Annotated in this window: 1 protein-coding gene; it reads right to left on the minus strand. The window is 70.6% G+C overall.

The window, feature by feature from the left end; all coding sequences use genetic code 11:
- On the minus strand, positions 1-419 hold a 419-nt coding region (locus tag B9C99_RS25520), incomplete at both ends, for a nitronate monooxygenase (protein WP_143543611.1).

Raw genomic sequence — 419 nt, forward strand, 5'->3', positions numbered from 1 at the left:
CCTTCGGCAGCAGCAGCGTGGTCGGCGCCGCGCCCGTGTGGCCGCCGCCTTCCGCGCCCTGCACCGTCACGATGTCCGCGCCGAGTTCGACGGCCTTCGCCGCATGCTTCGGCGCGCCGACGGTCGGCATGCAGACGATGCCGGCATCCTTGAAACGGCGGATCGTCTTCGCATCGGGGCCGCGCCCGTAGCTGACCGCGCGCAGCCGGTGCTCGATCGCGAGATCGACCACCTGCGCGGCGTTCTTCTGGAACATATGGAAGTTGATGCCGAACGGCCGATCCGTCAGCGACTTCACCTTCGGGATCTCGGCCTCGACCTGCTCCGGTTCGAGCGTCGCCCCGGCCAGGAAGCCGAATCCGCCGGCGTTGCTCGTGGCGGCGACGAGCCGCGCGTCGGCCACCCAGCCCATCGCGGTC

Origin of the sequence: Rhodococcus sp. BUPNP1, from assembly GCF_002215235.1 — a bacterium.
In the GTDB taxonomy this organism is placed as follows: Bacteria; Actinomycetota; Actinomycetes; order Mycobacteriales; family Mycobacteriaceae; genus Rhodococcus.